This window comes from Rhizohabitans arisaemae (assembly GCF_025996515.1).
Classification (GTDB): Bacteria; Actinomycetota; Actinomycetes; order Streptosporangiales; family Streptosporangiaceae; genus Rhizohabitans; species Rhizohabitans arisaemae.
The window spans coordinates 1-23,505 of record NZ_BLRH01000034.1; the positions used below are offsets into that span (position 1 = coordinate 1).

Below are 23,505 nucleotides of genomic sequence, written 5' to 3' on the forward strand. Positions count from 1 at the left end.
CTGGGATTCCGGTGCAGGCGGCTGGGAGCAGTCCCGTACCAAGCCGGTTAGCGGTGATTTCAACGGTGATGGTCTGACCGACATCGGCGGGTTCCACAACTACGACAGGGCTCGGACGGCCTTGTTCGTCTGGACCGCCAAGGTGGGCGGCTTCAACTGGCCGAGCATGCTCTGGGACTCCGGCGTCGGCGTCTGGGAGCAAACCCGCACCAAGCCGGTCAGTGGCGACTTCAACGGTGACGGGCTGACCGACATCGGCGGCTTCTACAACTACGACGGAGGCCGTACCGCCCTCTTCACCTGGACCGCCAAGACCGGCGGGTTCAACTGGCCGGCCAATGTCTGGGACTCGGGCACCGGCGTCTGGGACCAGACCCGCACCAAGACCATCTAATGACCCGTCACACAGCTTGGTAGAGCCCGATAGGCCGTCCGATCTTCGACCGGGCGGCCTATCGGGCTGTCCAGGCGCGACCACCGAAAGGACAAGAATGATCCTGCTCTCTGATCCCGAGATCAGCCGGATGCCGATCGAGGAGTCCGGCGAAGCACTGATCGATCTCCACACCGTTCAGGCGCTGCGCGTCGATCCGCGGATGGCCGAGACCGGAGCCGCCTACGCCCACCTTCGCGTCGGCGTCGTGGATCGTCTGGTCACCGCGCAGTCCCTGCTGCCACCCGGAGTGTATTTCCTGATTGTCGAAGGCTTCCGAACGGTCGAACTGCAGGCGCGGTACTTCGACGCCCACGTCGACCGGCTCCGCGTCGCTCACCCAGGCCAGGACCACGACTGGTACCACCGGCGAGCCAGCCGCTACATCTCTCCCCCTGAGGTCGCCCCGCACGTCGCCGGAGCCGCCGTCGACCTGACCCTGTGCGACACGGACGGGAACGAGATGTGGCTGGGCACGGAGGTCAACGACACCGACACCGAGTCCTGCCACACCGCCAGCACGGCGGTGTCCGCCGAGGCCAGAGCGCATCGCCGCATCCTCAGCGAGGCCCTGGCCACGGTTGACCTGGTCAACTACCCCACCGAGTGGTGGCACTGGTCGTACGGCGACCGCTACTGGGCCTGCGTCAACGGCGCCTCGGCCGCACGCTACGGCCCGACGGCGCTCTGATCGCCCCACGGTGGGGCTGTCGTGAACGACCGCCCCACCGTGACAACGTTCGCTCCGCGCCGCCGTCGTTTCAGCCGAACGCGGCGGCGCATCGTGCCGGGTCATCAGAATGCGGATCACCCACTCTGGGGACCGAGCTGCTCGTGCAGGCGCCGGGCCGTACGGACGAATCCGCTCGTTCCCTTGCGCGCGGCGATCTCAGCGACCACGGGGAGCGTGCCGTGCGCGCCCGCCCAGCGTGCGGCGTCGCCGGCGAAGGTGAGCGCTTGGGTGTGGCTGGAGTGCGGCCGCTCCCCCGGACCTGGCAGGTAGACGGGCAGCAAGCCGGTCATGATCTCCCAGACCTCCCGGTGCGCGCCCTTTCCGTCATGGTTCCGACGCAGCGGTTACGAGGAGCAGTACGAGCAGCAGAACGCCGGGCTGCTGCGTTCGGCGCTGCTCAAGCGGTTCGAATCCTCGGCCTATGCTTTCAGCGCACTCTAGACAAGATGATCGACGGCCACGAGGCGTTCCTGTCCGCGCTCGACGACGGCGTGGTTCTCACCGGGGACACGCCGCGGGAGGGGACCTCCTCTGACGGCGCCGATCTCGACGATTTCCTGTCTTCCCTGGACGTCGCGGCCAACGGCAACATATGGAATGCGAGCGAGTTCGACGCCGCCGCGGGATCGGCCCGGCGCAGCCCGTACCCGATCTATTGGGGGAGCTGTCGCGGAGCCGGGCCATGCCGGACGGCTGCGGGGCGGGGAGGGTTGCTCAGGGCGAGGTCGGGGGGAGCATGCTGACGTGGTGGGATTGGTGCAGCCAGCGGCCATCCCGGGCGACCAGGACGTCGGTGGCGACGCCGCGCATCGCGAACGGCTGCCCGCCGTGTTCGCCCGTCTCCTCCCAGGTGTAGGAGCAGACCGCGGTCCCGCCGAGCTCCCGCACGGTGACGTCGTCGAGTGCCCAGTGGTCGATCCGCGCCGACCGGAAGAACTCGGCGGCCTGGGTGAGGAGGTTCTCCCGGCCTGCGGCCATCACGTCCGGACCCCCGGCGGAGAGGTAGTCGGGGAGCGTCAGCTCACGCAGCCGGTCCAGGTCCTTGTCCTGCATCGCCTGCCACCACCGGCGGATCGCGTCCTGCGGGGTGTGTACGGGCTGCGCCGACGGGGCCGCGGCGCCGCGGAGGGCCTCGGGGGAGTGCGGGCGGTCGCTCTGGCGGGAACGCTCCCACTCCATCGGGCAGGCCGACGGCAGATCGGCCAGGCCCAGCTCCGCCAGGACGTCCAGCAGAAGCTGCCGCCGCTGCGCCGAATAGGTGAGGATGTGGGCGAACACCCCGCCGAAGCTGAAACTCTGCGGCGGCTCGCAGAGGGCGTCCACGAACACGTCGTTCCAGCCGTGGCCCGACTCCAGGTCCCGGGCGAGGGTGAGGAACTCCGGGCCCACCGCGGCGTGCCGGTTCTTCATCGCCGCCAGGGATCGGTCGGGCTCGCCTGGCAGCGGGCGTCCCTCCATCGCGGCCACCCAGACCTCCTTGGTCCACACCAGGCGGTCGAGCATCTGCCGGGCGGTGGCCTCCGGCCCGTCGAAGTGGTGCACCACGTGCCCGGGGCGCACCTCACGGTCGAGATCGTCGTCCGTAAGTCGGCCGGCGTGGTCGAGGAGCTCGCCGGTGAGCCAGACGTCGTGTTCGAGCAGGCGGGTGGTGAGGGTCATCGGAGTACCTCCGGGGTGGGAGAGCAGCAGACCTGCCGGTGGATGAAAATGGATTCCGTTGGCGGCGACGAGCCGGAAGTCGCCCCCGCGTCCGGCGAACCGTCCCGGCGACACACCGTAGGCGCGGCGGAACGCCCGGATGAACGATTCGGTCGCCTCATAACCCGCCTCCAGCCCCGCGTCGGTCACCGAGCCGGACCGCTGCAGCCGCCAGGCGGCGCGCTCCAGGGCGAGCCTGCGGCGGAAAGCCGCGGGAGGCTCACCCAGCCCCGCGGTGATCAACCGGTCCAGGTGAAAGCGGCTGAGATAGGCCCTTTCGTGGACCGGCGCTGCGTCGGGGTCGGCCACCGAGTCGATGAGAAGCTCGATCAGGTGGCGGAGACGGTCGGGAGGTGTTCGCACATGACCATTCTGGGCAGCCGCCGGTTTCCCGCGCCTGACCGTTTTTGCGGTCCTCGCCGGTGACCGGAAATGCGCTCACCCCGCAGAGTACGGCCCTGCGGGGTGGCGGATGATCTTCTGGTGCCTAGTTCTTGGGGCACCCGGCCATGACGGCTGTGTAACTTCGATCCGGTTCAGGTGCCTTGGGGTCGGCCCAGACGACGGCCCTGGTCGGGGAGAGCAGGGTCGCGTCCGACACCAGCCACGAGCCGGGGACCGTCTTGCGTTCCAGACTCTCGTCGGTGACGCGGAAGGAGTCGATCGACACGCCCTTTCCGCTGAGTACCTCGGTGAACTTCTCCACGGTCATTCCCACGAAAGGCACGCAGTGCAGGATCTCACCCTTCGCGAAGATCGATCCCGTGCCGTCGTAGTCCTCCCCGGGCCGGGGGGGACGGCCCATGATCAGCGTCTCGGAGCCCGAGTAACCCTCCGGGATCCTGATGCTGATCAGACACGACACCAACGGTTCACCGCATCCTTCGCCGATCGGCTGGATCGGTGGCCCGGACTGCGGAGTGTCAGTGGTGGTCTCCCCGCCGATCAACCGACCGACGGCGCTGGGCGACGTGGGGATGAGTTTCAGTTCGACGGCGAAGCCGCGCTCCTTGAACTCCTGGGCGTATTTCTGCGGGTCGGCGTACAGGTCTTGCACCGTGACGACATAGCCGTCGCCCGACGCCTTGAAGTCCAAGGCCGAGGCGGGCTTGGGTCCCAGACCGCCGGTCGTCGGCAGCAGACTCACGGCGGTGAAGGTCGCCAGCGCGGCGGCGGGTACCGCGACCGCCCAGACCTTCCAACTCAGGCGGCCGGCTCGCGAAGGCTCCGTGGCCGTGATCGCGGCTCGTAGCTCGCGCGCGCCGGGCCCCTGTTCCGGCGTGTGCGGGGCGGGGTCGATGGCTTTCACCAGGTTGTCGATGTCGTTCATGCTTCCCCCATCGCGAGCATCGAGGACGGGTGGTGTTCGAGCATCGCGGCCAGCCGTTTGCGGGCCCGATGCAGGCGGCTGCGGGCGGCGATGCGGGTGCAGCCGATGACTTCGGCGATCTGGTCGCCGGTGAGGCCCTCCCAGCAGGCCAGGGCGAGGATCTCGCGGTCCCGCTCGGACAGCGTGTCGAAGGCGGCGCGGACGTGGGCCAGCTCGACCGGCTCGCGCCGCCGGTCGGCGGCGAGTTCGTCGCGGAGCCGCTCGGCGAGCACGGCCCGGCGGGCGGCTCCGCGACGCTGGTTGGCCAGTACCCGGCGGGCCACCCCGTACAGCCAGAGCAGCGCCTTGTCCCCCTCGGGGACGCGGTCGATCCGCCGCCACGCGGTCAGGAACGTCTCCGCGATGACGTCGGCGGTGTCGTCGGGGGAGTCGGTACGGCGTGCGGCGTACCGATGTATCGCCGGATAGTGGGCGTCGTAGACCGCTTCGAAGCGATCTCGCTGTGTCACAGGTTCTCCTCGTGGAAAGGTGCCGGACAACCTGGTAGTTGTCCGGCACCTCCAGATGTGTTGCACGCTAGCCGAGGGCTTTGCGGCGGCGGTGGTCCGCGACCCGGGCCCGGGAGGCGCAGGCTGCCGAGCAGTAGCGACGGGCGCTTCCCGGGCCGATGCCCAGGTAGAGGGTGGAACAGGTGGGGGATGCGCACTCACCCCAGGTGACGCGGCCGTACTCGGTGAGGATCCGTGCCAGGGCGAGGGCACCGGAGGCCAGGAACCAGTCGGCCCACCCGGCGTCGTCGCCTCGGTCCACATGCAGATGCCAGGGATGCCCGTCGTGCCGGGACAGGCGCGGCCGGGCACCGCATTCGGCGAGGAGGCGTTGAGGGCGCGGGCCGCCCGGTCGGTGTCGGTCTCGGTGAGGATGCCGGCCTTACGCAGCGCGGCGCCCCCGGCGCTTCTCCTGCTGGGCGTCGCCGTGCTCCAGCTTGTGGCGGCACTCCTTCACCGGCTTATGTCACCCCGGCGGGGCCGCAGGGCCCTCGTCGAGGCGGCCGACCACCCGGGATCGGCCTAGAGGTGTTTCCCAACCGCCGGACCACGACCACCGGCGATATCGGCACTCCGGTATGAGGCGCCGATTTTGCATACTGAAACGGTGACATCGGTTTTGCATAACGAAACGACGGTGCCGGTTTTGCATATCGAAACGGTGTTGGCGATTTTGCATACCGAAACGGCATAATCATATTTAATTCCGATTTGTTTCGGTGTGTTTTCCCAAGTGGTTTCAGGGGGTCCTGAACAATTTTTATTGGTGGGTGTTCCGTGTATTGACCGTGTGAAAAGTATCGGATTGACTATCGGCGTTTCCGCAGCGGCATCCACCGTCTCGGTGTCGACTCGCGGCGCATCCCGGACACGCAGCGATTGATCGGTTGTCGTTTCACGTGCGGCCTGTGCGCCGCACCAAGGAGTGAGCACATGAGAAACCGGATCATGACGACCCTGGCCGCACTTGCCGTCGCGGGCGCGACGCTGGTCGCCCTTCCTGCGGCCTCCTCGGCGTCGTCCACCCCCGTGCCGATCTGCGCGAGCGCATGGGACCCCGCCAAGGGCTACGCCGGCGGACTGGTCGCCTCCCACAACGGGCGCAACTGGCGGGCGAAATGGTGGACCCGGGGCAACGTCCCCGGCGGTCCTTCCGGAATCTGGCAGGACAAGGGGGTCTGCGACAACCGGCCGGGGACCTTCGTGGTCACCGAGGCGCAATTCAACGAGATGTTCCCGAACCGCAACCCCTTCTACACCTACCAAGGCCTGGTGACCGCGCTCAGCGCCTATCCGGCGTTCGCCGGAACCGGCAGCGACCTCGTCAAGAAGCAGGAGGCCGCGGCTTTCCTGGCCAACGTCGCCCACGAGACCATCGGGCTGGTCAACCTCTACGAGACGAACACGGCGAACTACCCTCTCTACTGTCATCGGCCCCAGCCCTACGGGTGCCCCGCCGGGATCAACGCCTACTACGGGCGCGGACCGATCATGCTGAGCTGGAACTTCAACTACAAGTCGGCCGGTGACGCCCTCGAGATCGACCTGCTCAACAACCCGAACCTGGTGCAGACCGAGCCGCAGGTGGCCTGGATGACCGGCATCTGGTACTGGATGACCGCGAGCGGGCCCGGCACGATGACCCCGCACCGCGCGATGGTCGACAGCCGTGGCTTCGGCGAGACGATCCGGAGCATCAACGGATTCTATGAGTGCGACGGCCGCAACCCGTGGCTCATGCAGAACCGGGTCAACAACTACCAGCGGATCACCGGGATTCTGGGGATCGACCCCGGAACCAACCTGACCTGCTGACAGGCCCACCGTCCCAGGCGGTGAGGAGGGGGTACGGCTGAGCGGGCGTACCCCCTCCGCGGCCGCCGGAATTCCCTCGCCTGCCGGTAGGGGGATTTCGTGATTCGACTTCCTTGAGACTTGAGACCGCCCATGGGGTGATTCGGCCACCGGAGCTTGGACAGGGCCGCCGAGAGCTCCGGCAGATAATATCCCTGATCATCGGGAATTAGAGTCTGGAATAATCGCAATCGAGCGATGTTGCGAGACTTCCAATCGGAGGATTCACCGGCGCCGGGCGAGCCGGAGAAACCCTGGAAGTAATGGGTCTTGTCAAAGTGCATGCCAGGGAGGAGTGTCATGGTTGCCCCGACATGACCAGGGGCGCTCCGTCGGGAGGCGCGCCCCGTCGTCGGGAACGGCCGGCAACTCTCGGAGGAGCTATGGCGACACCATTCACCGCTCACCATGCGAAGCCAGGCCGGCGCCGGGCCCCGACGAAGGGGCTGGGACGGCGTCTGCTGGCGGCGATCACCGCATTGATCGCGTTCGCGTTCCTCTCCGTGGCCCCCGCCTCGGCGGCCCTGGTGCTGCCGACACCCAAGGATTACGTGTCCAACCTCGACCTCGAGTGCTTCAAGACCAACCCCTACCAGCCGCCCACCACCAGCCTGACGCTGCGGCACCTCAACCCTGTGATCACCGGGGTTCCTCCCATCACGGTCACCTTGGGGATCCGTGAGCAGCTGTGCGTCCCCGTCGCCAAGAACAGTGTGTTCCCCCCGCCCGCGGTCCTGGACTTCATCCGGTACACCGACCTGGCCTGCTACAAAGTCTCAGGACCCGCGCTCAACCGGGCTCTGGTTCTGAACCACCTCAACCCGCTGCTGTCCAGTCTCCCCCGTCAGGAGTTCCTCGTCGGGGCGCCCCAGCAGCTGTGCGTTCCGGTGATCAAGAACAACGCGCTGCCCTCGGATGAGGTGCTCTCGGTCGTCAGGCATGTGGACCTGCTCTGCTATGCGGTGACCCCGCCCAACCCGTTGAACCGGACCCTGACCCTGACCCAGCTCAACCCGGTGCTGACCCAGATCCCGACCAGGCCCGTGTCGGTCGGCGCCGCCAGGCAGCTCTGTCTTCCGGTGGCCAAGGGCGGGGACAACATCCCCGCCGCGGTGCTGGCCATCGTGCGCTGGGTCGACCTCCTCAAGTACGACGTCGCCGCCACATCGGCCATCCCGCCGCTGGGGTTGTCGATCAGGCACATCAACCCGGTGCTCGGGCACCTTCCGCCCGAGTCGGTCGCCTTGTCCAACACGAGCCAGCTCGGCCTCCCCGTCGCCAAGAACAACACGATTCCCCCGGGCTGAGCGTTGAGCGCGGGGAGAGGCGCGGTCCGGGTGACGACGGTGCTCACAACCAGGTGACCTGCGCGTAGCCCGGGTCGCGCTCCTCCCCGCCGTACACTCCACGCCGGTTCCCCGGCGCAGCAGGCCCCGGCCGGATGTCAGACGGCCGGGGTCGTCGGGGGTTGCGGAACAGTCCGCCCTGACGTGGATTGCGGCTTTCAAGTGGCTTCGTGGGAAAAATATCCCTGATCATTAAGAATTTGAGCCGGGATAAATATCAATAGGGTGATGTTTCTGGTCATGTCGTCGGGTTGAATATCGACGGCGCCTGAACTGGTGAAATCGTAGAAGTAATGGGTCTTGTCAAATCAGGAATCAAGGAGGAATGTCGTGGTTGCCCGGACGTGACCAGGGGTGCTCTATCGGGAGGCGCGCCCCGTCGTCGGGAACGGCCGGCAACCCTCGGAGGAGCCATGGCGACACCGTTCACCCCCCACCACCCGAAGCCAGGCCGGCGTCTGCTGGCGATCGTCACCGCGTTGATCGCGTTCGCGTTCCTCTCGGTGGCCCCCGCCTCGGCGGCCCTGGTGCTGCCGTCACCCAAGGCGTACGTGTCCAACCTCGACCTCGAATGCTTCAAGGCCAGCCCCTACCAGCCGCCCACGACCACGCTGGCACTGCGGCACCTCAACCCGCTGATCACCGTTTCCGGCCCCGTTCCCACACCGGTGACGCTGCAGGTCACCCTGGGCGTGCGCGAGCAGCTGTGCGTTCCGGTGGCCAAGAACAACGTGCTCCCGCCGCCCGCGGTCCTCGACTTCATCCGGTACACCGACCTCTCCTGCTACAAGGTCACCGGACCCGCGCTGAACAGGAACCTGGTCTTGAGCCACCTCAACCCGGTGCTCGCCACGGCTCCGCGCCATGAGGTCCTGGTGGGGCCGCCCCAGCAGCTGTGCGTTCCGGTGGCCAAGAACAACGCGGTCCCCTCCGGTGAGGTGCTCTCGCTCGTCAGGCATGTGGACCTGCTCTGCTACGCGGTGACCCCGGCCACCCCGCTGAACCGGACCCTGACCCTGCGGCAGCTCAACCCGGTGCTGACCCAGATCCCGGCCAGAGCCGTGGCGGTCGGTCCCGCCAGGCAGCTCTGCCTCCCGGTTCAAAAGAGCGGGGACGTCATCCCGACCCCGGTGCTCGGCATCGTGCGCTGGGTCGACCTGCTCAAGTACGACGTGGCGACCTCGACCGCCATCCCGCCGGTGGGATTGTCGATCAGGCACCTCAACCCGGTGCTCGGGCATCTGCCGGCCGAGTCGGTCACCCTGTCCGGCACGAGCCAGCTCGGTCTCCCCGTCGCCAAGAACAACACGATTCCCCCGGGCTGAACCGGGTCCGGCCCAAGGTCGGGTGGCACGCCGCGGGACGTGCGTCACGGCGTCCCGCGGCGTTCGCCCGTCCGTGTCCGGGCCGAGCGCCCCGTACCGGAATCGCCGTCGGGGGCGGCTCCGGGGCGAGGTCGGTGCCCTGGGTGGTTCATGGCCGAATCGGATGGTTTGTTTGATTTGGTGGGGGTACAAGCAGGGTTAAGAAGGGCTCCATAGCGATCCCCGCATCCCCGGCAGGGGGCCGCCGGATTCTCACAACGTCAAAGTCCCTCGGCGAGATCCGATCGCCGCAGCCTGTCGGCAGGGGCTTGCCACGTCACCGGTCGAGCGTTCCCGGTATCCCGTGACCACGGGTGGCCGGTCCTCGCTCCACGACGCCCGAAACCGGGCGGTGACGCGACCGGGGAACAGCTACGAGCCGAAAGAGGTGTCAGTCATGCCTCACTCCAGCCACAAACGTGGACGTCGCGAACACATGCGTCAAAGCTCGATGCAGTCCGGTGGGGGGAGCCGCACGATGGGCGGAACGAAGACCATGAGCCGTACCACGACGAGCCGTAGCGGCCGTACCAAGGAACAACTCTACGCCGAAGCCAAGCGCCGCAACATCAAAGGCCGGTCGACCATGACCAAGGCGCAGCTGGAGCGAGCTCTCCGCTACTGACGCGGACTCCCGCACCGAGCCGATTGAGATCGGAGGTGAGCCGCCGCACCGTCGGCGGCTCACCGCCCTGTCCGGGGACAGGGTGGCCTGCCGGGACGCATGCGTCCGGACGCCGTCGCCGACGCGTCGGCGGCCCGTGCGTTCACCCCCTGGTCAGGCGCCGGAGCCGTGCAGATAGTCGCGCAGGTGCCGCGCGGTGAGGGAGTCCCCGTGGGCGACCAGGTCGGCGGGGGTGCCGGTGAACACGACCCGGCCGCCGTCGTGGCCCGCGCCCGGGCCCATGTCGATGATCCAGTCCGCATGGGCCATCACCGCCTGGTGGTGCTCGATCACGACGACGGAGTTGCCGTCGTCCACGAGCCGGTCCAGCAACCCCAGCAGCTGATCCACATCGGCCAGGTGCAGGCCGGTGGTCGGCTCGTCCAGGATGTAGGTGCCGGCCTTCTCCGCCATGCGGATGGCCAGCTTGAGCCGCTGACGCTCACCGCCGGAGAGGGTGGTGAGCGGCTGGCCCAGGCCGAGGTAGCCCAGGCCCACGTCGGAGAGCCGGTCCAGCACCGCCCGGGAGGGGCCCGAGGTGAAGAAGGCCCGCGCCTCGGCGACCGACATGGCCAGCACTTCGCTGATGTCCTTGCCGCGGAGTGTGTAGGTCAGCACCTTGGGGGTGAACCGCTTCCCCTCGCACTCCTCGCAGACCGAGGCGACCCCGGCCATCATCGCCAGGTCGGTGTAGATCAGGCCGATGCCCTTGCAGTTCGGGCAGGCACCCTCGGAGTTGGCGCTGAACAGGGCGGGCTTGACTCCGTTGGCCTTGGCGAACGCGGTGCGGACGGAGTCGAGCAGCCCGGTGTAGGTGGCGGGGTTGCTGCGCCGGGACCCGCGGATCGCGGACTGGTCCACCGTCACGACGCCGTCCCGGCCGGCGAGCGAGCCGTGGATCAGCGAGCTCTTGCCCGAGCCGGCGACCCCGGTGACCACGGTGAGCACGCCGAGCGGCACGTCCACGCTGACGTTCCGCAGGTTGTGCAGGCTGGCGCCTGTGATGGAGAGGTGGCCGCGAGGCCGCCGTACCCGATCCCGCAGCCGGGCCCGGTGGTCCAGGTGGCGCCCGGTGAGGGAGCCGGAGGCGCGGAGCCCGGCGACGTCACCTGCGTAGCAGATCCGGCCGCCGTTCGGCCCGGCGCCGGGGCCGAGGTCCACCACGTGGTCGGCGATCTCGATGGTCTCGGGCTTGTGCTCCACCACCAGGACGGTGTTGCCCTTGTCGCGGAGGAGGAGCAGCAGGTTGTTCATCCGCCGGATGTCGTGCGGGTGCAGGCCGACGGTCGGCTCGTCGAAGACGTAGGTGATGTCGGTGAGGCTGGAGCCCAGGTGCCGGACCATCTTCACCCGCTGCGCCTCGCCGCCGGAGAGGGTGGACGACTCCCGGTCGAGGCTGAGGTAGCCGAGGCCGATCTCCACCAGGGAGTCCAGGGTGCCGGAGAGGTTGGCGACCAGCGGGCGTACCGACTCGTCCCGGATGTCCCGGGTGAACTCGGCGAGATCGGAGATCTGCATGGCCGAGCACTCCGCGATGGTGCGCCCGTTGACCGTGGCCGAGAGCGCGGCCGGGTTGAGCCGGGCGCCGTCGCACGCCGGGCATTTCGCGAAGGTGGCCACGCTGTCGACGAAAGCCCGGATGCCGGGTTTCAGCGACTCGCGGTCCTTCTCCAGGAACATCCGCCGTACCTTCACCGCGAGTCCCTCGTAGCTGAGGTTGCTGGTCCCGATCTTGACCTTGGTGACGGGCTTGTGCAGCAGGTCGTCCCACTCGGCGGGGGTGAAGTCCTTGAGCTTCTTATCGGGGTCGAAGAAGCCTGAGCCGCGGTAGACCTGGGTGTACCAGGCGTCCACGGTGAAGCCGGGGACGATGATCGCCCCCTGGTTGAGGGAGAGCTCGGCGTCCACCAGCCGGGTCACGTCCAGGTCGGAGACCCGCCCGATCCCCTCGCATTTCGGGCACATGCCCTCCGGGCTGTTGAAGCTGAACGCGCTGGAGGTGCCGATGTGCGGGGTGCCGAGGCGGCTGAACACGATCCGGAGCATCGCGTAGGCGTCGGTGGCGGTGCCCACGGTCGACCGCGAGTTGACGCCCATCCGCTCCTGGTCGACGACGATCGCGGCGCTCAGGTTGTGCAGCGCGTCGACGTCGGGACGGCTCGGCGTCGCCATGAACGACTGGAGGAAGGCGGTGTAGGTCTCGTTGATGAGTCGCTGGGATTCGGCGGCGATGGTGCCGAAGACCAGGGAGGACTTGCCTGATCCGGAGACCCCGGAGAAGACCGTGAGACGCCGTTTGGGGATGTCGAGGGAGACGTCGGCGAGGTTGTTCTCCCTGGCTCCGCGGACCTTGATCACGTCATGGCTGTCCGCGGGTGCCGCCGCGGGGGAGTGCAGGTCCAAGCTATCGCTCCTGGTATCTTTATCGAGTAAAGAGATTACGATACTTTATGCTGTAAGGAGTGGCAACTTGGTTGTTTACGCTGGTCAGGGTGATGTTGAACGATCCATGGCCCTGCTCTGGCGTGACCCGAATGCGGAAGCCGTACGTCCCGGTCCCAAGCCCGGGCTGAGCGTCGAAGCCATCGTGGACGCCGCGATCGCCGTCGCCGACGCCGGGGGGATGGCCGCGCTGTCCATGCGTGCGGTCGGCGAGCGCCTCAGCTGTAGCGGTATGGCCCTTTACACCTATGTGCCGGGCAAGGCCGAGCTCATCGATCTCATGTACGACCGGGCGCTCGGGGAACTCCCCGTCCACTACCCCGGCGAGGACGACGAGTGGCGGGAAGCCTTGATCTCCTGGGCCCGTGACACCTGCGCCTTCTACGTACGGCACCCGTGGATGCTGCAGGTGTCGCAGGCGCGACCCGTGCTCGGGCCGGGCGAGCACCGCTTTCTGGAGACCCTCGCCTGCGTCCTGTGCCGGACCGGGCTCCGGCCCGCCGTGCTGCGCCCGGTCGTCGGAACCCTCCTCCACCTCGTCCGCGGATGCGCGCAGACGATCGCCGACGCCCGGTGGGCCCCCGCGGTGACCGGGACCTTCGAACACGAGTGGTGGTACGCCAGATCCCGCCTGCTGGCGGAGGTCGCGCCCGACTACGCCGCCCGTTACCCGGTACTCGTATGGCTCCACGGTGAAGACCTGGAGGAGAGTCCGCCTCCCGGCGACGCGTCCCTGACGTACCAGGAGACCGAGGCGCGCCGCACCTTCGAGGCCGGCCTCGCCGTGCTCCTGGACGGCGTCGAGACCGCGATGCGGCGGGCGGACCTTCCCTGACGCGCCGGTACGGGCCTCTTCCGAGCCATGAGGTACGGCCCTGCGGGCGTCGCCGTACCGTGCGCGGCCAGGTGGCCGCCGTACGTCGCCGGATCGGCCCCAGGCGTCGCCACGGTCTCCCGTAGACTCGTGTCTGTGCAGGTGGCCGGGGATGGGGGAGCCGGCCGCCGACTCCGGGAAGGTGACGGGATGACCGAGGCGCGCAGGGCGCGGGACCGATACCTGGCCGCGTTCAACGACAAGGACATGGACGCCCTTCTGAGCACGTTCAGTCCGGCCGGTGTCGCCGTCAGCCCCGAGGGCGCGGCCGAAGGGCATGAGGAGCTCGCCTCCTACCTCAGGGAGTTCTGGGCGGCCTTTCCCGATTGTCACCTGGTGGTCTGGGAGGAGGCGGAGGCCGACGGCACGACGGTCGAGGAGCTGTCGTTCGTGGGCACCCACAACGGGCCTTACCTGCTGCCGAGCGGCGCGATGCTCGCGCCGACCGGGCGCACCGTCCAGGTGCGGGCCTGCTACATCTGCACCGTCGAAAACGGGACCATCGTCAGTCTCCGCCTCTACTTCGACCAGCTGGAGCTGCTCACCCAGCTCGGCGTGCCCTGCCTGCCCGCCGGTTGATCGGCCGGGCGGCGACGGCCACCCCGCCCGCGGGACGTCGCCCCACCGGCGCCTCACTCCGGGGCCGTCGTCGGCTCGGGGCAGGCGGCGGTCTCCCGTAGACTCGTGTCAGTGCAGGTAGAAAGGCATGCGGGAGCTGGGCGCCGACTCCGGGAGGGCGACAGATGACCGAAGCTCGACGGGTGCGGGACCGATACCTGGCCGCGTTCAACGACCATGACATCAGCGCTCTGCTGGCCACGTTCAGCCCCACGGGGGTGGTCGTGAGACCCGAAGGGACGGCCGAAGGGCCTGAGGAGTTCGCTTCCCACATCGCGGAGTACTGGGCGGCCTTTCCCGATTGCCGCCTGGTGGTCTGGGAGGCGTTCGGCGCCGGCGAGACGGCGGTCGAGGAGGTCTCCTTCGCGGGCACGCACACGGCGCCCTATCTGCTGCCCAGCGGTGAGGTGCTCGCCCCCACGGGGCGCACCGTTTACGTGCGCGGCTGCAACGTGAGCACGGTGGAGGACGGGCTCGTCATCAGCATGCGCCTCTACTACGACCAGCTGGAGCTGTTCTCGCAACTCGGCGTGCCCTGCCTGCCGTCCACCTGATCAGCCGGGCAGCGACACCACGGTGTACCCGCCGACGTCGACCCCGTCGGTCACCTGGGTGAGCCGGTGGATCAAGGCTTGACCGCCCGTTCCCCCGAGCCCGACGGTCACCGGGACCATCGCCACCCCCGCCGCCGGGAGGGTCGTCTCCGCGGCCGGCGTCCCGAAGTCGGTGTCGTGGTCGCGCCGCTCCCGCAGCAGCCGCTGAGCCTCCTCGCCGAATCCGCCGCCCAGGACATCGGCGATGTCAAGCCCGCCCACCTGCAGGCCCGTCATCGGCTCGGCCGGGCCGGTGCGGATGCCCAGCGCGGCGAACGGGTCGGTGAGCGTTCGATCCTGAAGGTGGATCAGGGCGTCGATCGGATGGACGTGCAGTCCGAAGCCGATCAGCCGATGGGGGGAGGACAGCCGGAACGACCGGACGTACAGGGTGGTGGGGGCCTCCTCCGAGAACGGGTTGGCCAGCTTGAGCGTCATCGGATGAGGCTCACCCTCTCCGGCCAGGACCGTCACGTTGCGCTGCCCGACATGCCGATCCAGGTCCGGCCGGAAGGTGCTGGTCAGCGGGTCGCCCAGGCAGGAGACCTCGACGATCAGGCACTCGTGACCGCCGTTGACGAACTGAGGCGTCCACAGTGTCGTACAGGGCAGCGTCTCGGCCTGCCCCGCCGCGATCGAGGTGCGGTCGGAGGCGCCGATCACCGTGGCGAGCGTCGGGGAGATCCCCGCCGAGGGGTCGGCCCACCAGAACCGGGCGCGTACCCCGCTCGCCGGAGCGTACCCGAGGTTCTGCACCGTCACCGAGACCAGCACCTCGTCTCCGGCCGTGACCCGGCCCCACGGGTCGGACGGGGTGACCGTGATGTCAGGGCTCGCCCAGAACGGGGTGCCCGCGGGCACGGGCCTCCTCCCCATGTCGCTCGGAGTGGCCCGGACGACCAGCCAGGGCGTATAGGTCGGTGGAGGGCCCTCCGGCTCTTCTCCGTTCACCGCTTACTCTCCCTCGATCACTCGCGGACCACGTGGCCCGGATTCGTCGGGTCGGTCATGGTCCAGGTCGGCCACCCGATTCCCCGGTCACCGTCCAGATCCCAGTTGAGCAGGTCGGATTGCGGCGCCCGGATCAAGGTGAGGGACACGTCCACGGCGTTGCCGAACACGCCCTGCGGGATGCCGCCGTGCTCGGCCCGCTGCATCCGGAGCTCCCACTGATCGGGATCGAGCACGCTGGGCTTACCCAAGGGCGCGTCGAGCGGGTTGTCCTGGGTTCCCGGGAATCTCGGTACGGCCGTCGGCCCGTTGTCGACGAAACTGAACCCGTCGACGAAGTGGCGCGGATACCACGACCCCTCGGGATAGGAGATCTGCCGTGGCGGCTCCGGCGGTTCGGCCGGGTAGCGCGGCCAGTTGCTCACCGGGCCCGGACCGGTGACCCAGGTCGAGGCGGGGTATTCGCCCCCCTCCAGGGCGGACGGGCTGCGGCAGGTGCTCAGCGCGGCGTCCGGCGGGATGATCTGGCCGCCCCAGGTCTGGAACTGGATCTCGTTGTGGGCGAGCCGGTCCGCGTACGGCGGTCCGAGGCCACCGGCGCCGAGCAGGTCGCGGAACGCGTTCTCCAACTGGGCGAGGAACGAGTTCACCCAGCCCAGGTGGCAGTGGAGCTCCTGCCAGTCGGGGTCGGTGGCGTCGTCCACCAGCGCCACCGCCGCCGCGATCAGCGCGATCCCGGCGGCGGCCGCGCCGAACAGGAACGCCGCCACCCCGAGGATCGCCGCCGCGATGCCACTGGCGATCTCGGCGGCGGACGGGCTCGGCGGATTGATCGTCGGCGGCGGGGTGACCGTGCCGCCGGAGACCACGCTTCCGTCGACCTCGACCCAGTCCGGCCGGTCGCCGCAGCCGTCCGGGTCGTTGATCCGATGCGGCGGCGTCGCGCCGAGGAGTTCCCCCGAGCAGTTGATCCAGGTCGTCAGCCAGAGGACCGCGTAGGCTCCCTGCAGACCCGCCGGATCCACCCCCGGGGAGGGCGGGTCGCCGACGGTGTCGCGATAGCAGTCCAGCCAGAGTGTCACCAGGTCGGCGGGGAGGTGCGCGGGGACTGCGACGCCGTCGCGGATGGAGTTGAGCACCGTGTCCGGCGTGATGCCGCCGATGGCGAACCGGTTCTGGAGTTCCGAGCCGGGGATGTTGTCCCATGCCTTGTACGGCGGAATCGGGACTCGTTCGGAGTTTGAGAACACGATCTCCTCACCCCGGGCCCGCACCCGCTCCCGCGTGCCGTAGTAGCCCCAGACCCAGGCGTCGACGTGGTGGGAGATCCAGCGGTGCCGCCACCAGTGGTTCCGGTACGGCGCTCCGACCGCCCCGTTGACGAACGGGTTGCCGCACAGCGCGCCCGCGTACCCGACGACGGCGCCCAGCCCGAACGCCTTGAGCCTGGGGTCGGGGGAGTCGGCGCCCCGGCGACGCAGCTCGCCCCAGAACTTCCCGGTGAGATGCCCGTGCAGGGTGTCCCGGGGGTGCCAGTCCACCGCGGGCGGCGTCTTGTCCAGCGGCCGGACCGCTTTGATCGCATCGGGCAGCCCGGTCCGGATGCCGTTGATCAGCCCGAACCGGGTCCGCAGCGTCGCGATCAGCCCGGGCAGCGCGGTCAGGTCGGACTTCATGTCCAGCAGCGCGAACTTGTCCTCGTCCCGCACCGCGGCGCCGAAGCGCCGCAGCGTGTCCTTGAGGGTCCGCAGGTTGGCGGCCATCCCGGGGGTTCCGGGTGTGCCCGCGAGCAGGCGGAACAGCGGCAGCCAGACGTCGAACAGCGTGGAGTTGGATCCGGCGGCGCCGATCTCCACCCGTGTCGGCAGGAAATCCCCGAAAGCGGGGCCGACGGCGCCCAGATAGAAGAAGGGCAGGTCCGCCTCGTCGGGCACCGGCTCGCCGGCGTTCCGCAGCGCCGCAAGGACGAGATCCGCGATCGCGAACTGTGTGGGCACCCCGGTCACGTCGTCTCCCCCCGCAGCCGGTCGGTGGCGCCGGGTCGCTCCCGGCATGGCTCCCCATGATCTGTTTTCGCAGGTTAAGCCGGAAGGCAGGCTGATCGACGGCGGTCACTCGGTGTGTCACCGTAGATCATTCATTGCCCTGATCCGGGGTGACGGGCATACCTTCAGGAGATCGGCATGGCCGGCCTATCCGGCCACCTTCGGAGCGTTCGGCGCCGTGCTCACCCTCGGGCTGATCCGGCGCCGGGGGGAGGTTTTCCCGCGCCGGATCCCCGGATTGCGGGGCAGGAGGGTCCCCCCGCTGCCGGCGGTCGTTCCCGCCGGGTCTGTCTCGATCATCGGCACCGTGGCCGAGTTCACCTACGTCCGTTTAGGGTTCACCGAAGGTTTCGAACCGGACGATTGGGGTGCCTGGCTGCCGTCCTGCCTGTGGCCGATCTGGGGCGCCGCGCTCGCGGTCGCCGCCGCCTCCTACCACCGGCGTCGCAGCCACGACGCGCGGCAAGCCCTGGAACACTGATGCCGCCGGGTACGGCGTCCGCGGCGCCTCCTTATCGGGAGGATCGTCTCCTGGCAGCAGGCCGGGTCCGCACCGTGGAGCCCGTACCGGACACAGGGAGCGCGAAATGGCGGCATTTCAGGCAATTCCGGTCAAGAATCGACCGGAATCGTCTTTAGCATAGGTGCCATGGGGAACAGCATGAAGATCAACGCTTCCGGCGCCGCAGGCGAAAAACTGTCGGCACGCGCGGTCAACCGGGCGACGCTCGCCCGGCAGCTTCTGCTGGAGCGGGCCGCTCTGCCCGTCGTGGACGCGGTCGAGCATCTGCTGGGGCTTCAGGCGCAGACCACGCACACCTGGTACGTGGGCCTGTGGTCCCGGTTGGCCGGACTCGACCCCGTCGCCGTCGGCACCCTGCTGGAGAGCCGGGAGCTGGTCCGGATTCCGGTCATGCGCGCCACCATTCACCTCCTCTCCGCCGCCGACGCCCTCGCCCTGCGCCCGGTCGTCCAGCCGATGATCGACCGCGCCGCGATGAGCACCTTCGGGCGGCACCTGGGCGGAGTGGACCGGGACGCCCTCGTCGACGCCGCCCGCGAGATCACCGGGGAACGGCCGAGGAGCGCCGCCGAGCTGGGCCGTCTCCTCGCCTACAGGTTCCCCGGCCGCGACGCGGCGGGGCTGGCCCAGGTCGCCCGGGCCTGGCTGCCGATGGTGCAGGTTCCCCCGCGCGGGGTGTGGGGCCGGAGCGGACAGGCCCTGCAGTCTCCGCTGGAATCCTGGCTCGGCCGCGCTCAGCGCCCGCTTCCCCTGGAACGACTGGTACTGCGTCACCTGGCCGCGTTCGGTCCGGCGACCGTCCGCGACGTCCAGACCTGGAGCGGGCTCACCCGGCTCGCCGAGGTGTTCACCGCACTCCGCCCGGGCCTTCGGGTGTTCACCGGCCCGGACGGGGCGGAACTCTTCGACCTCCCCGACGCGCCGAGGCCGGGCCCGGACTCGCCCGCGCCGGTGCGGTTCCTCTACGACTTCGACAACCTGCTCCTCTCCTACGCCGACCGAAGCCGGATCCTGGGCCGTCCCGGCGACGTCGACTACACCGCCCACGGCTACGCCATCGGCTCGAACCAGCCCGCGACCGTGCTGGTCGACGGAATGGCCGCCGCCACCTGGACCGTCCTCCACCGGCGCGGATCGGCCACCCTGGCCGTCCGCGCCTTCCGCCCGCTCACCCCCGCCGAACAGGCCGAGATCGAAACCGAAGGCGCCGCCCTCCTTACCTTCCTCCACCCCGGCGCCGCTCCCGACATCCGAATCGGCTGACCGTCGCACCAGCCGTACGGAGGCATCCGGCCCGGGTTTGGGCTGGGCGTGAACGCGACAGGCGAACTGCGGACGGCCTTCTGGTCCACTGGATCTATCGTGAAGATGCCACAAGCGCGCGATGCCTTTCCTATTCTTCTTATATGAGGTCAATCGCGGACCCCGCGTCATTATGTAAGCGTGACCCTCGCAACTGTCACATCTTGATCGGCCTCCAGCAGCGACATGGTGAACGGTGTAAGGAGGCCGGAATCGTCGGCAGTGATGCCCTCGTCAACGCCATGGCGGTTGGCCTGGTCATCGAACTTTGGCGTAACAGCCCCGTCGAAGATATGCACTCCAGTCGGCGAGGACCGGACGACGCAGCCATCTTCGCCGAATCGACGGCCCTTCAGGACAGGGCCGTGCGAGCTTTGCGGGACGAGAACAGGGCTACTGCTCTTATCGACTTCGAGCGGCACCTACTGGATCGCACTCGGTCGTGGGCGGGGACCGGAGGTAAGACGCTTAAGGAGCTTGGCTACGGTCATCTGGGAACCTACACCCGGCATGTGAAGGATCACACAAACTCGCTGCTCAGTATTGACAAGCACACATGTGTGGACAGCCCACTTCAGGTCTACCTGGTGAACAGAGCCCGGGCGTTCGGTCAGGACCACAAAGGAATGCCCGGCTGGTCTGTTGTTGTGGAGCGTATCGGCGTACTTCTTGCCGACCCGGCTCACCGCGCGTGGGGTGGCGGCGACCGCGGTAAGCGCGCTCTCGCCGAGATGCCGCCGGCCACCCCGCCAATCGACAAGCTCACCAAAGCCCTACTGTCGGCCCCGTTCACCCTCCCGCGTGAGGTCCTTGCCTGGCTCAGCAATCACCTTCTCTTCTGTGCAGCACCCCCATACGGCACCTCCGATTGGGGAACGCGCGGAGAGTAGCCAGAATGGGGGTTTTCGCAGCTCTTTCTGCCATATCACAGTTTTTCGACTCGGAACTGATCAACGAGTATGTGAGATCGGGGCATATGTCCTAATAGTCGGCGAGCGGATGCGCAGGGCTGTTTTCTAGCATGCACGGAAAACATGTAGCGGGGTGAGTGGCCGCGTCCTCGACGTCCGAATCGGCTGACCCTGCGGTAGCCGTACGGAGGCATCCGGCCACCACCCTTTTCCAGTGGTTCGCGGTGGTGGCGTCACGATCCGGATTCATCGAGGGAGGTTGGGAGACCGGTCGGATGTCTTCCGGCCTGCCTGCGCCCGAGGATCACGTCGGCGATCAGGAAGAGAGCCAGGCTGATCCCGAACAGCGGGACGAAGTAGGCGATGCCTAGGGTCAGCGCGAGGACGACCGCCAGCACGCCGGGGGAGAGGGCACGGAGGGCGCCACGCGGGGCCGGGCGGCCGAAGCGGGCGCCCGCGCCGGTCTGCCTGGTGGGTCTGCGCTGCCACCACATGCGGTATCCACGCAGGATGACATAGATCAGGCCGACGGCCAGGGCGATGAGGACGAGCTGATTGACCGGCCCGAACAGCAGCCCCATGTGGGCGTCGATCGTCCAGTCCGTCAGCTTGGCCATGAAGGGCCAGTCGGCGAAGTCGAGCCGGTCGACCACCGACCCGTCGGCGCCGTCGACGCTGATCGCGTCGAACCGGGTCGGCCAGTCCCGCTTGCGCTCCTTCACGGTCCAGGCCTTGCCGTCGCCGTCCGGCGGGGTGATGAAGAGGGGTACCCGCAGACCCTCGGCACGGGCGGTGGCCATGACGCCGTCGATCCCCACCCCGGAGGTCATCACATCCTTCGGGGCCGTGGGGGTGGCGGGCGCCCCATGGTGCTGCCCGGTGCCCGCGGCATGGGCCTCCCCGGTCAGGGCGGTCTCCAGCGGCCTGCTGTTCCACTCAAAGGCCGACCGGATGTCGCCGATCCGAGCCCCCGCATGGGTGGACCAGGTCAGGCCGGTGGCGGACAGGAACAGCAGACCCAGGGCGATCCAGATGCCGGTGGTCGCATGCCAGGACAGGTTTCGGGAGCGCCCGCGACCCGAGGTGTCCGGCAGGAGCGTCCGCCGGAGACGGCGGCCGGTGCGGCGCCGCGCCAGCCACAGGGCGATCCCGCCGAGAACCACGATCCACATCCAGCTCGCGGCCAGTTCGCTGTAGTTCCGGCCGAACTCGCCGAGATGCAGGTTCCGGTGGAGTTCACCGATCCAGGCCCGGACTCCCAGCCACTGCCCGGATGCCGGGACCTGCCCGCGGACCGCGGCGGTGTAGGGGTCGACGAAGACGGCCATGGCGTATCCGGACGGCACGGTGTCGTCGCCGAACAGCACACGGGTGGTGCCCGTCTCGTCGACCGGGGGGATCACCGAGGTGATGCGGCCCTCAGGGTGTGCCGCGCGGGCCGCCGCGACCTGCTCGCCGAGCGGGACCGTCCGCTCGCCGACGGGGACGTGCAGCTCATGGCGGTAGACGATCTGCTCGATCTGCGGTGCGAGGGCGTAGAGGAGGCCGGTGACCGCCGCCAGCAGGATGAACGGGGCGACGAGCACACCCGCGTAGAAGTGCATCCGCAGCAGCAGCGGTCTCAGCTGGGCCCACACGTTGCGCTGCGGGCTGGGGGCGATGTCCGCCGGGGGGAGTTGCTCTGTGGTCACCGGGATCCTTATGTGCTCATCCGAGGTTTTTGGGCTGGATAAATAGTCGGACGAGTCATTTGCCGGGTTCCCAGGAAAAACCGGTTCCGCGGAGGTGCGGCGAGGCCGGGCCGGGCACGGGGTGGCGGGGTGCGCCTCATGTCGAGGGGTCACCGAGCGGCCGTGTCGGCATGCCGGATTTCGGGCTCGCATCATCCGGAGCGAACCCTGTTCCTACTGTGCACGTCCTAAAGAAAAGGGGGATAATTCCAAAGCTGCCGTTCTCGGGCGGCGTCGTCGGTCGGTCAAGCCGTTCACACCTGCGTTGTGGAGTCATCGCCTTATGGCCGAAGAGTTTCGGATGAGGGTACGTCCGGTTTTCGACCCGGAGATTCCGGCCAACGATCTCCGTTGGCTTCAAGCACAGCCGGAGCGGAGTTTGGCGGAGGGATCCGCGGTGCTGACCAGGGACGCCGCTTTCGCGGGAGCCGCGCTGTGTGCCCTTGGGGGCATCTTCCTGCTGAGTCTGCTGGCGCCGGTGGCCATCTTGGTCTCCCCGCTGATCGTGGCGTTTCTCGTGAAAGATCTGGTGAAGCAGAACGTCGACCGGATAAGCGACGCGGGGGCCGTGGCCGGGGGCGTCGCCGCCGCTGCGATGTTCACGGTGCCGCTCACCACATTCGGCGTGGAAGGGATCCACTGGACTCTTTTGCTGACCGCCGCGGGCTTGACGGTTATCCCGCTCGCAGGTAAAGGGGCCGGCCGCCGAAACAGGAGGCTGAACCGGAAATACCGCGGGCGCTATCTGACCTCGGCGGATTTCGACGACGTGGCCAAGGTTCAGCTCGCCCGGGTGCAGGACGCGATCGACGGTGTGCTGGAGGACGCCGCGGCGTTCGGGGATCGGTCGGAAGCCGCGGAGGCGGCCGTCGTGCTGCCGCACCGGGAATGGCAGGTGGCCGGTGCCCTGGCCAGGCAGAGCACCCTCAGGCGCCAGCAGGCCAAAGCGCGGAGGAACGCCGCCGGGGATCGGGTTCGCGCCCTCCTGAAGCCGCAGGAGCAGGCGCTCGCCGCCTCCGTGGCGGCCACGGAGGAACAGATCGCCGCGATCGAGCGGTACGCCGAGACCGTACGGAGGGCCAGGTCGGCGCAGCTGGAGTGGGAGCAGTGCCAGGAGATCCTGGCGCGGAACCCCGAATACGTCGAACTGCTGGCCGCCACCGTCAAGGACGATCTGGCGGCCGCCGACCTCCGCTCGCTGAGCGGCCAGGCCGAACTGCTCAAAGCCGCCTATGACGCTCAGATCTCGGAGACCGTCCGTGCCGGACGCCGCCTGACCGACTCCGCCCAGCCCGTCGGCCCCGAGGTCTGACGGAGGCCGGCCCTCGCGCGGGTGTCACGGCTCGGCGATGGCGTCCGCCACGGCGTCGGGGCGGACCTGCGGCACCATGTGTGCCACGCCGGGCACGATCGTGACCTGTGTCCCGGGTACCTCGGCGGCGAACCGGGCCGCGTGCCGCGGGACGTTGAAGGGATCGAGTGCGCCGTACAGCAGGGTCACCGGCGTCCGGAGCCCGGGGTGACGCGGTGCGACGGAGTCGGCGGC

General features: G+C 68.7%; 26 protein-coding genes. 16 read left to right on the forward strand and 10 right to left on the reverse strand.

The features are described from left to right. Both RUR_RS15340 and RUR_RS15345 read left to right on the forward strand, forming a co-directional pair. The coding region (locus tag RUR_RS15340) for a hypothetical protein (RefSeq protein WP_283135724.1) at window positions 1-394 on the forward strand (394 nt) is incomplete at its 5' end. A 97-nt stretch (window positions 395-491) separates the two neighbouring features. Beyond that, window positions 492-1,124: a M15 family metallopeptidase gene (locus RUR_RS15345; RefSeq protein WP_283135725.1), complete on the forward strand. Its 633-nt coding sequence runs from the start codon at window positions 492-494 to the stop codon at window positions 1,122-1,124. 116 nt (window positions 1,125-1,240) lie between these two features. On the opposite strand, the gene RUR_RS15350 is transcribed toward RUR_RS15345, so the two are convergent. Next, window positions 1,241-1,456, reverse strand: a complete 216-nt coding sequence (locus tag RUR_RS15350; protein ID WP_283135726.1) for a hypothetical protein — start codon at window positions 1,454-1,456, stop codon at window positions 1,241-1,243. Between RUR_RS15350 and RUR_RS15355 the strand changes: the two genes are divergently transcribed. After that, window positions 1,455-1,607 carry a hypothetical protein gene (locus RUR_RS15355; protein ID WP_283135727.1) on the forward strand — a complete coding sequence of 51 codons (153 nt, stop codon included), beginning with the start codon at window positions 1,455-1,457 and terminating at the stop codon, window positions 1,605-1,607. The two genes, RUR_RS15350 and RUR_RS15355, sit on opposite strands and share 2 nt — an antisense overlap. 5 nt (window positions 1,608-1,612) lie before the next feature. Next, window positions 1,613-1,909: a hypothetical protein gene (locus RUR_RS15360; RefSeq protein ID WP_283135728.1), complete on the forward strand. Its 297-nt coding sequence runs from the start codon at window positions 1,613-1,615 to the stop codon at window positions 1,907-1,909. Here RUR_RS15360 and RUR_RS15365 read toward each other — a convergent pair. From RUR_RS15365 to RUR_RS15380, 4 genes are all read right to left on the reverse strand, one after another. After that, entirely contained in the window at window positions 1,881-3,227 is a 1,347-nt protein-coding gene (locus tag RUR_RS15365) for a helix-turn-helix domain-containing protein (RefSeq protein ID WP_283135729.1), read from the reverse strand. The two genes, RUR_RS15360 and RUR_RS15365, sit on opposite strands and share 29 nt — an antisense overlap. Before the next feature lie 124 nt (window positions 3,228-3,351). Next, entirely contained in the window at window positions 3,352-4,194 is an 843-nt protein-coding gene (locus RUR_RS15370) for a hypothetical protein (protein WP_283135730.1), read from the reverse strand. Beyond that, complete coding sequence (locus RUR_RS15375; protein ID WP_283135731.1) at window positions 4,191-4,703, reverse strand: RNA polymerase sigma factor; 513 nt, start codon at window positions 4,701-4,703, stop codon at window positions 4,191-4,193. Before RUR_RS15375 ends, RUR_RS15370 begins: the two co-directional genes overlap by 4 nt. Before the next feature lie 67 nt (window positions 4,704-4,770). Next, window positions 4,771-5,004: a CGNR zinc finger domain-containing protein gene (locus RUR_RS15380; protein WP_283135732.1), complete on the reverse strand. Its 234-nt coding sequence runs from the start codon at window positions 5,002-5,004 to the stop codon at window positions 4,771-4,773. On the opposite strand from RUR_RS15380, the gene RUR_RS15385 reads away from it, so the two are divergent. From RUR_RS15385 to RUR_RS15405, 5 genes are all read left to right on the forward strand, one after another. Continuing rightward, entirely contained in the window at window positions 5,005-5,268 is a 264-nt protein-coding gene (locus RUR_RS15385; RefSeq protein ID WP_283135733.1) for a hypothetical protein, read from the forward strand. A 407-nt stretch (window positions 5,269-5,675) separates the two neighbouring features. Further along, complete coding sequence (locus RUR_RS15390; RefSeq protein ID WP_283135734.1) at window positions 5,676-6,557, forward strand: glycoside hydrolase family 19 protein; 882 nt, start codon at window positions 5,676-5,678, stop codon at window positions 6,555-6,557. A 422-nt stretch (window positions 6,558-6,979) separates the two neighbouring features. Continuing rightward, window positions 6,980-7,903: a hypothetical protein gene (locus RUR_RS15395; RefSeq protein ID WP_283135735.1), complete on the forward strand. Its 924-nt coding sequence runs from the start codon at window positions 6,980-6,982 to the stop codon at window positions 7,901-7,903. 452 nt (window positions 7,904-8,355) lie between these two features. Continuing rightward, window positions 8,356-9,267 carry a hypothetical protein gene (locus tag RUR_RS15400; protein WP_283135736.1) on the forward strand — a complete coding sequence of 304 codons (912 nt, stop codon included), beginning with the start codon at window positions 8,356-8,358 and terminating at the stop codon, window positions 9,265-9,267. A 517-nt stretch (window positions 9,268-9,784) separates the two neighbouring features. Continuing rightward, window positions 9,785-9,931 (forward strand): hypothetical protein, encoded by a 147-nt coding sequence (locus RUR_RS15405; protein ID WP_283135737.1) that lies wholly within the window; start codon window positions 9,785-9,787, stop codon window positions 9,929-9,931. Window positions 9,932-10,084: 153 nt separating this feature from the next. Here RUR_RS15405 and RUR_RS15410 read toward each other — a convergent pair whose 3' ends face one another. Then, window positions 10,085-12,367, reverse strand: a complete 2,283-nt coding sequence (locus RUR_RS15410) for an ATP-binding cassette domain-containing protein (protein ID WP_428847011.1) — start codon at window positions 12,365-12,367, stop codon at window positions 10,085-10,087. 112 nt (window positions 12,368-12,479) lie between these two features. On the opposite strand from RUR_RS15410, the gene RUR_RS15415 reads away from it, so the two are divergent. The 3 genes from RUR_RS15415 (at window position 12,480) to RUR_RS15425 (ending at window position 14,458) form a co-directional block, all read left to right on the forward strand. Continuing rightward, entirely contained in the window at window positions 12,480-13,247 is a 768-nt protein-coding gene (locus RUR_RS15415; RefSeq protein WP_346349041.1) for a TetR/AcrR family transcriptional regulator C-terminal domain-containing protein, read from the forward strand. A gap of 189 nt (window positions 13,248-13,436) precedes the next feature. Continuing rightward, window positions 13,437-13,865, forward strand: coding sequence for an ester cyclase (locus RUR_RS15420; protein WP_283135740.1), 429 nt, complete (start codon window positions 13,437-13,439; stop codon window positions 13,863-13,865). Window positions 13,866-14,029: 164 nt separating this feature from the next. Continuing rightward, window positions 14,030-14,458 (forward strand): ester cyclase, encoded by a 429-nt coding sequence (locus RUR_RS15425; protein WP_283135741.1) that lies wholly within the window; start codon window positions 14,030-14,032, stop codon window positions 14,456-14,458. On the opposite strand, the gene RUR_RS15430 is transcribed toward RUR_RS15425, so the two are convergent. Together RUR_RS15430 and RUR_RS15435 are read right to left on the reverse strand one after the other, a co-directional pair. Next, window positions 14,459-15,448: a hypothetical protein gene (locus RUR_RS15430; protein ID WP_283135742.1), complete on the reverse strand. Its 990-nt coding sequence runs from the start codon at window positions 15,446-15,448 to the stop codon at window positions 14,459-14,461. Between the two features lie 17 nt (window positions 15,449-15,465). Beyond that, window positions 15,466-17,454 (reverse strand): hypothetical protein, encoded by a 1,989-nt coding sequence (locus RUR_RS15435; protein ID WP_283135743.1) that lies wholly within the window; start codon window positions 17,452-17,454, stop codon window positions 15,466-15,468. A gap of 217 nt (window positions 17,455-17,671) precedes the next feature. Between RUR_RS15435 and RUR_RS15440 the strand changes: the two genes are divergently transcribed. The 3 genes from RUR_RS15440 (at window position 17,672) to RUR_RS15450 (ending at window position 20,208) form a co-directional block, all read left to right on the forward strand. Then, window positions 17,672-17,974: a hypothetical protein gene (locus RUR_RS15440; RefSeq protein ID WP_283135744.1), complete on the forward strand. Its 303-nt coding sequence runs from the start codon at window positions 17,672-17,674 to the stop codon at window positions 17,972-17,974. Window positions 17,975-18,142: 168 nt separating this feature from the next. Continuing rightward, on the forward strand, window positions 18,143-19,279 hold the full coding sequence (locus tag RUR_RS15445; RefSeq protein ID WP_283135745.1) for a winged helix DNA-binding domain-containing protein: 1,137 nt from the start codon (window positions 18,143-18,145) through the stop codon (window positions 19,277-19,279). Window positions 19,280-19,482: 203 nt separating this feature from the next. Further along, window positions 19,483-20,208: a hypothetical protein gene (locus RUR_RS15450; protein ID WP_283135746.1), complete on the forward strand. Its 726-nt coding sequence runs from the start codon at window positions 19,483-19,485 to the stop codon at window positions 20,206-20,208. 254 nt (window positions 20,209-20,462) lie between these two features. Here the strand turns inward: RUR_RS15450 and RUR_RS15455 are convergent, their stop codons facing one another. Beyond that, window positions 20,463-21,920 (reverse strand): PepSY-associated TM helix domain-containing protein, encoded by a 1,458-nt coding sequence (locus RUR_RS15455; RefSeq protein WP_283135747.1) that lies wholly within the window; start codon window positions 21,918-21,920, stop codon window positions 20,463-20,465. Between the two features lie 418 nt (window positions 21,921-22,338). Here RUR_RS15455 and RUR_RS15460 point away from each other — a divergent pair, with 418 nt between their 5' ends. Then, complete coding sequence (locus tag RUR_RS15460) at window positions 22,339-23,271, forward strand: hypothetical protein (protein ID WP_283135748.1); 933 nt, start codon at window positions 22,339-22,341, stop codon at window positions 23,269-23,271. Window positions 23,272-23,295: 24 nt separating this feature from the next. On the opposite strand, the gene RUR_RS15465 is transcribed toward RUR_RS15460, so the two are convergent. Further along, on the reverse strand, window positions 23,296-23,460 hold the full coding sequence (locus tag RUR_RS15465; protein ID WP_283135749.1) for an alpha/beta fold hydrolase: 165 nt from the start codon (window positions 23,458-23,460) through the stop codon (window positions 23,296-23,298). Between the last annotated feature and the right edge of the window lie 45 nt (window positions 23,461-23,505).

Bases quoted from the DNA above. Each gene is read 5' to 3' on its own strand.
- RUR_RS15370 (WP_283135730.1), bottom strand. From the start codon at position 4,194: ATGAACGACATCGACAACCTGGTGAAAGCCATCGACCCCGCCCCGCAC.
- RUR_RS15350 (WP_283135726.1), bottom strand. From the start codon at position 1,456: ATGACCGGCTTGCTGCCCGTCTACCTGCCAGGTCCGGGGGAGCGGCCG.
- RUR_RS15415 (WP_346349041.1), top strand. From the start codon at position 12,480: ATGGCCCTGCTCTGGCGTGACCCGAATGCGGAAGCCGTACGTCCCGGT.
- RUR_RS15360 (WP_283135728.1), top strand. From the start codon at position 1,613: ATGATCGACGGCCACGAGGCGTTCCTGTCCGCGCTCGACGACGGCGTG.
- RUR_RS15425 (WP_283135741.1), top strand. From the start codon at position 14,030: ATGACCGAAGCTCGACGGGTGCGGGACCGATACCTGGCCGCGTTCAAC.
- RUR_RS15400 (WP_283135736.1), top strand. From the start codon at position 8,356: ATGGCGACACCGTTCACCCCCCACCACCCGAAGCCAGGCCGGCGTCTG.
- RUR_RS15445 (WP_283135745.1), top strand. From the start codon at position 18,143: ATGGGGAACAGCATGAAGATCAACGCTTCCGGCGCCGCAGGCGAAAAA.
- RUR_RS15405 (WP_283135737.1), top strand. From the start codon at position 9,785: ATGGGCGGAACGAAGACCATGAGCCGTACCACGACGAGCCGTAGCGGC.
- RUR_RS15385 (WP_283135733.1), top strand. From the start codon at position 5,005: ATGCAGATGCCAGGGATGCCCGTCGTGCCGGGACAGGCGCGGCCGGGC.
- RUR_RS15420 (WP_283135740.1), top strand. From the start codon at position 13,437: ATGACCGAGGCGCGCAGGGCGCGGGACCGATACCTGGCCGCGTTCAAC.
- RUR_RS15345 (WP_283135725.1), top strand. From the start codon at position 492: ATGATCCTGCTCTCTGATCCCGAGATCAGCCGGATGCCGATCGAGGAG.
- RUR_RS15395 (WP_283135735.1), top strand. From the start codon at position 6,980: ATGGCGACACCATTCACCGCTCACCATGCGAAGCCAGGCCGGCGCCGG.
- RUR_RS15390 (WP_283135734.1), top strand. From the start codon at position 5,676: ATGAGAAACCGGATCATGACGACCCTGGCCGCACTTGCCGTCGCGGGC.
- RUR_RS15355 (WP_283135727.1), top strand. From the start codon at position 1,455: ATGATCTCCCAGACCTCCCGGTGCGCGCCCTTTCCGTCATGGTTCCGA.